Origin of the sequence: Streptomyces sp. NPDC005728 (assembly GCF_040630895.1) — a bacterium.
Classification (GTDB): Bacteria; Actinomycetota; Actinomycetes; order Streptomycetales; family Streptomycetaceae; genus Streptomyces.
This window is the reverse complement of record NZ_JBEXYL010000220.1, coordinates 1-5295: the sequence shown is the minus strand read 5'-3', so window position 1 is coordinate 5295 and position 5295 is coordinate 1. Positions and strand designations below refer to the sequence as shown.

General features: G+C 68.7%; 4 protein-coding genes. 3 read left to right on the top strand and 1 reads right to left on the bottom strand.

Going from position 1 to position 5295, the window contains the following annotated elements; all coding sequences use genetic code 11:
* Positions 1 to 230: transposase (locus ABZ471_RS47560; protein WP_359075386.1), on the bottom strand; the 230-nt coding region annotated here is incomplete at its 3' end.
* A gap of 258 nt (positions 231 to 488) precedes the next feature.
* Between ABZ471_RS47560 and ABZ471_RS47555 the strand changes: the two genes are divergently transcribed.
* The 3 genes from ABZ471_RS47555 to ABZ471_RS47545 all read left to right on the top strand — a co-directional run bounded on the left by ABZ471_RS47555 (position 489) and on the right by ABZ471_RS47545 (position 4668).
* Positions 489 to 950: a winged helix-turn-helix domain-containing protein gene (locus tag ABZ471_RS47555; protein WP_359075384.1), complete on the top strand. Its 462-nt coding sequence runs from the start codon at positions 489 to 491 to the stop codon at positions 948 to 950.
* Positions 947 to 1537, top strand: coding sequence for a transposase (locus ABZ471_RS47550; RefSeq protein ID WP_359075383.1), 591 nt, complete (start codon positions 947 to 949; stop codon positions 1535 to 1537). Before ABZ471_RS47555 ends, ABZ471_RS47550 begins: the two co-directional genes overlap by 4 nt.
* 497 nt (positions 1538 to 2034) lie before the next feature.
* On the top strand, positions 2035 to 4668 hold the full coding sequence (locus ABZ471_RS47545; protein WP_359075385.1) for a SpoIIE family protein phosphatase: 2634 nt from the start codon (positions 2035 to 2037) through the stop codon (positions 4666 to 4668).
* The last annotated feature ends 627 nt before the right edge of the window (positions 4669 to 5295 follow it).

Sequence of the window (5295 nt, the reverse complement as noted above, 5' to 3'; positions counted from 1 at the left end):
CGGGGCACCCTGACCTCGACCGGCCCGACGTCGGTCAGCACTGTCTTGGCGCGGGTGCCGTTGCGGCTGTTGCCGTTGTTCTTCCCGGCCGGATCATGCTTCTCGTAGCCGACGTGATCGGTGATCTCGCCTTCCAGGGCGGACTCCAGCACCCGCTTGGTCAGCTGCTGCAACAGCCCACCCTCACCGGTCAGTTGCAGGCCCTCACTGCGGGCCCGTTCAACCAGCATCGCGATCAACTGCTCGTCCGACGTGGCCGCACCGACCGACTCGACTACGGGCTCTTGCTCGATCGTCATCTCACTCACTTGGCGTCTCCATGATCAACAGATCCGCCGTTGATTAGACACTCCCTCCGCCGGCTTCGGATCGGCTGGGAGCAACGTGACGACATCAATGAACTGAGGTTGTCGCGTGTGGGTGACGGATAGTCACTTCGGTGCTATGCCGTGGATATGCGGTACTCCGATGGAGGTGGCCTGACCGCGGTGGAGCGCGATGCCCGGGAGCGGGTGCGGTTCGAGGCCGCTGGTCTGTTCGAGCAAGGGGTGGCGCCGCCGGTGGTGGCTGAGCGGTTGCGAGTGTCGCGTAAAAGCGCGTACGCGTGGCACGCGGTGTGGCGCGAGGGCGGGGTGGAGGCGCTGCGGTCGAAGGGAAACAGCGGTCCGCCCTCGAGGATGAAGCCGGCCTGGCGGGACTGGCTTGCCAAAGCGCTGGAGGAGGGACCGGCCGCGCACGGCTGGGTCGAGGACCAGCGCTGGACCTTGGCGAGGGTCGCGAAGCTGATCGCGCGCCGGTTCCACGTGCGGTTCAGCATCAAGCAGGTGTCGCGGATCCTGCACCAGATGGGGTTCAGCGTGCAGGTGCCACAGCACCGGGCCGCCGAGCGTGACGACGAGGCGGTCGTCACCTGGGTGCGAGAGGTGTGGCCGGTCGTGGAAGAACGGTGAGGGATCAGGACGCGTGGCTGTGCTTCGAGGACGAGGCCGGTCAGTCGTTGCGCCCGCCCAAAGCGCGTACCTGGTCCCGCCGCGGCACCACCCCGGTCGTCCGGGTATCCGGCAAGGGCTCCGGACGGGTCAGCCTCGCCGGCCTGGTGTGCACCCGGCCCGGCCACCACACCCGCCTGATCTTCCGGCTGCTGGTCCACCACGGACGTAGGAACGAGAAGAAGGGCTTCAAGGAAGCCGACTTCGCAGCCCTGCTCGATGCCGCGCACCAGCAGCTCGGCGGACCGATCGTGCTGGTGTGGGACAACGCCACCCAGCACAAGGACGCGGCGATGCGCGAGCTGCTCCAGGCGCGCAGCGCGTGGCTGACCGTGTTCCGGCTGCCCCCGTATCCGCCCGACCTCAATCCCGCCGAGGGTGTGTGGGCGCACCTGAAGAAGACCCTGGCCAACCTCGCCGCCTGCACCACCGACCAACTCGCCACGCTCGCCCGGACCCGACTGAAGAGGATGCAATATCGACCCGGTCTCCTCGACGGCTTCATCGCCGAGACCGGCCTCATCATCAATCCCCGCCCCTCACCCTGACGAGACAACCTCAGAAGCGTTCCCCGGCCTCCCCACGGATCTGATCGCTCACCGGCATGTCCAGGGCCTTTGTCAGAATCCCTTGCTCCCACGTGGCGCTGCGGATCAGCCCCACTCCGGCCCGCGACTACCGCCCGGCCTCATCGGCTGGAGCCGGCCAGCCGGATCGCCCCTGACAACGTCTCGGCCCCGGCCCTCCCTCTCGACCAGGTCGCCGAGGCGTACCGCACCACGGGCGAACACCAGACCAAGGAGTTCGGCGACAACCCCGAAGCGGGCCGCCTGCCGGCCCCAGCAGGATCACTCGCACGGCCGCAGGACATTCCGGGGGCTAAGGACGCCGGACGCAGATACTGAGGCGAGCCCATCCGTCACAACTGGTCCACCCGTGCCCCTGATGTGGAGTTGCCATGGCCCGTGAGCAGGAGACCTCGGCAGTACCATCAGGCCGATGGGGCGGCCGCCGGCTTCCGTGGGCGCACAGCGTCGCCGGGCAGATGTTCCTCCTGCAGATGCTGCTCCTAGTGGTCCTGTCCGGCGCCGCAATCCTCGCGCTGACACTGCAGGCCCGTAGCACGAGCGAGCAGGCTGCCCGACTACGCTCACTCGATGTCGCACAGACCTTCTCGCACTCGCCGGGCCTGGCGGCGGCCCTAAGTTCCCCCGATCCGACGGCGATCCTGCAGCCCCTGACGACCGAGATTCAGCGCACGACCCGGGTCGACTACGTCTCCGTCCTGAACACCGACGGCATCCGCTACACCGCCCCCATCCCCTCACAGATCGGCACTCGTGCCGCCGGCGACCTCAAGCCGGCCCTGGCAGGGCAGGCCGTCACCCAGCCGTACCAGGGACTGCTGAATCCGGCGGTGCGCGCCCTGGTCCCAGTTATCGACCACCACGGCGCAGTGGTCGGCGTGGTCTCCGCCGGCGTCAGCGTCAAGAGCGTCACAAAGACAGTCGACAAGCAACTGCCGCTCCTGCTGGGCTCGGAGGCCGCCGGACTCGCTTTGGCAGCGGGCGGGACAGCGCTGCTGACGCACCGACTGCGACGGCAGACCCGCGGCCTGCACCCCGCCGAGATGACCCGGATGTACGAGCATCACGAGGCGGTCCTGCATGCGGTCCGCGAGGGCGTACTCATCATGGACGGTGATGGCCGGCTGCTGCTCGCCAACGACGAGGCGCGACGGCTGCTGGACCTGCCCGCGGATGCCGAGCAGCAGCACGTCGGGCACCTCGGCCTGGCCCCGAGTACCGCGGCTCTGCTGGCCAACGGCCGGGTTGCCACCGATGAGGTACACCTCGTCGGGGAACGGCTGCTGGCCATCAACCAGCGCCCCACCGACTCCCACGGCGGACCGTCCGGTGCAGTCGCCACCGTGCGCGACACCACCGAACTACGCGCGCTGGCCGGTCACGCCGAGCATGCTCGCGAACGTCTGCGCCTGCTGTACGACGCCGGATGGCACGTCGGCACGACACTCGATGTGGCCCGTACCGCCCGCGAACTGGCCGAGGTGGCAGTCCCCCGCTTCGCCGACATCGTCACCGTCGACCTGCTCGAGCCCGTCCTGCACGGAGAGGAGCCGGGGCCGGGCGCTGATGTTGCCCTGCACCGTACGGCTGCCAGGACCGCCGCCGGCGACGACACCCTGTACCCCGTGGACGCGCTCGACGGGTCCTCTGCCGTACTGCCCTGGACTGCGGGCTCTGCTACGGCCGGCGCGGTACTGCTGCAAGAGCTAAGCGCCGCACCGGACGCGCGGCAGTCGGATGCCCAGCACGCCGATGCCGCCCCTGCTTCGCGATGTCGCTCCTTGATTGCGGTACCACTGCTGGCGCGGGGCATCGTGCTGGGGCGAGCCGACTTCTGGCGCACGCAGGAGTCGGAGGCTTTCGAGGAAGACGACCTCTCATTCGCCCAGGAGCTCGTCGCCCGCGCGGCCGTGTGCATCGACAACGCACGCCGCTACACCCGCGAGCACGCCGCAGTCGTCACGCTGCAACGCAGCCTGCTGCCCCGCCAACTGCCCGAGCAGAATGCTGTTGAGGTCGCCTACCGCTATCTGCCGGCTGCTGCCGCCGTAGGCGGTGCCTGGTTCGATGTCATCCCGCTGCCCGGCGCACGGGTAGCGCTGGTCGTGGGCGATGTCGTAGGCCACGGTCTGCGTGCCGCCGCCACCATGGGCCGCCTGCGCACCGCTGTGCACAGTCTCACCGCCATGGACCTGCCACCCGACGAAGTCCTCTACCATCTCGATGAGCTCGTCGCCCTGATCGGCCAGGAGGAGACCGGCACTCCGCACGGCCCGTCGGCGGCCGGCGCTTCTTGCCTGTACGCCATCTATGATTCGGCCGCCGGACGCTGCGCGGTGGCCCGCGCCGGCCGCCCAGGGCCGGTAACCGTACACCCCGACGGTACCGTGGACCGGCCCACCGTGCCGGGCAGCCTGCCGCTGGGCCGAGGCGGTGCACCGTTCGAAACGACCGAGCTCCCATTGCCCGAAGGCAGTCGACTGGTGCTCTGCACGGACGGACTGCTGACAGAGGGCGATCGCGACGCCGACAGCGGCCTGGAGCTGCTTTGCTCAGTCCTGGCCCGCCCCGACCGTAGTCCTGAGCAGATCTGCACCGAGGTCCTCACCGCGATGCTGCCCGAGGGCCCGAGCGACGATGTCGCCCTCCTGGTCGCCAGCACCCGCCTGCTCGGTGCAGGCCAGGTCGTCGAGTGGAACGTGCCCGATGATCCGGCGGCCGTTCACGACATCAGGACGCAGTGCAATCGGCAACTCGCCGAGTGGGGCCTGGAAGACCTCCAGCTCCAGGCAGAGCTGATCCTCAGCGAGCTGGTCACCAACGCCATCCGCTACGGCGCTGAGCCGATCAAGGTGCGACTGCTGTACGACCGCTTCCTGACCTGCGAGGTGTCCGACGCAAGCAGCACCTCCCCGCACCTGCGCCGCGCAGCCATCACCGACGAGGGCGGGCGCGGACTGTTCATCGTCGCCCAGCTGGCCGAGCGCTGGGGCACACGCTATTCGGCACAGGGAAAGGTCATCTGGGCGGAGTTGGCACCGATCGCCCTTCAGCACACGGAACCCGCCGGCGACCTCGGCAACGTGCAGTGACAACCGAACGGACGGGCGAGGCCGCCGTACTCCCAACTGCTGCGGCAGGTACGGGAACAGGCCGGCCAGGTGCTTCCGGACGAACCGTAGCCACCGCTCCTCGAAGCGATAGCCGAGCAGGGGCTGGGCCACCGCCAGGCAGACGAGTTCGGAGTCGCTGAGCAGGGGCGGGCGTCCCATCCATCGCGTTCCTCCGATCTCGTCGTCGATCTTCACATGGAGTGCGGTCAAGTGGGTCTCCGAGTCGGGCGTCACAAGCGGATCTTGGAGGCCCTCGTCTGGTCCGCCGGCCCAGAGTCCCGAAGTTCTGGCCCAGCGCTCGAATGAGCTCGTCCGCACGTTGACTTAGTGGCGGTTGCGGACCCGGTCCGCGGGAACCGGAATGGTCGCCTTGATGCCGCGTCTCGGCTCCCGAGGCGGTCGGCCGCCGAAGTTCGACACTACCGCGTGCGGCACGCCGTCGAGTGCGGGATCAATCGCCCGTACCCTTCAAGCAGGCTCGATCGGGCATGAGTGGTAGCCCCGGGACACCGGTGCCGCTGCTCGCTCTCGCTGCTAATTAAGAGCTGCGATCATGATCGCTACAGTACGGGCGTGCAGGTGGGCACCCGGTCGGGCTGTAAACTC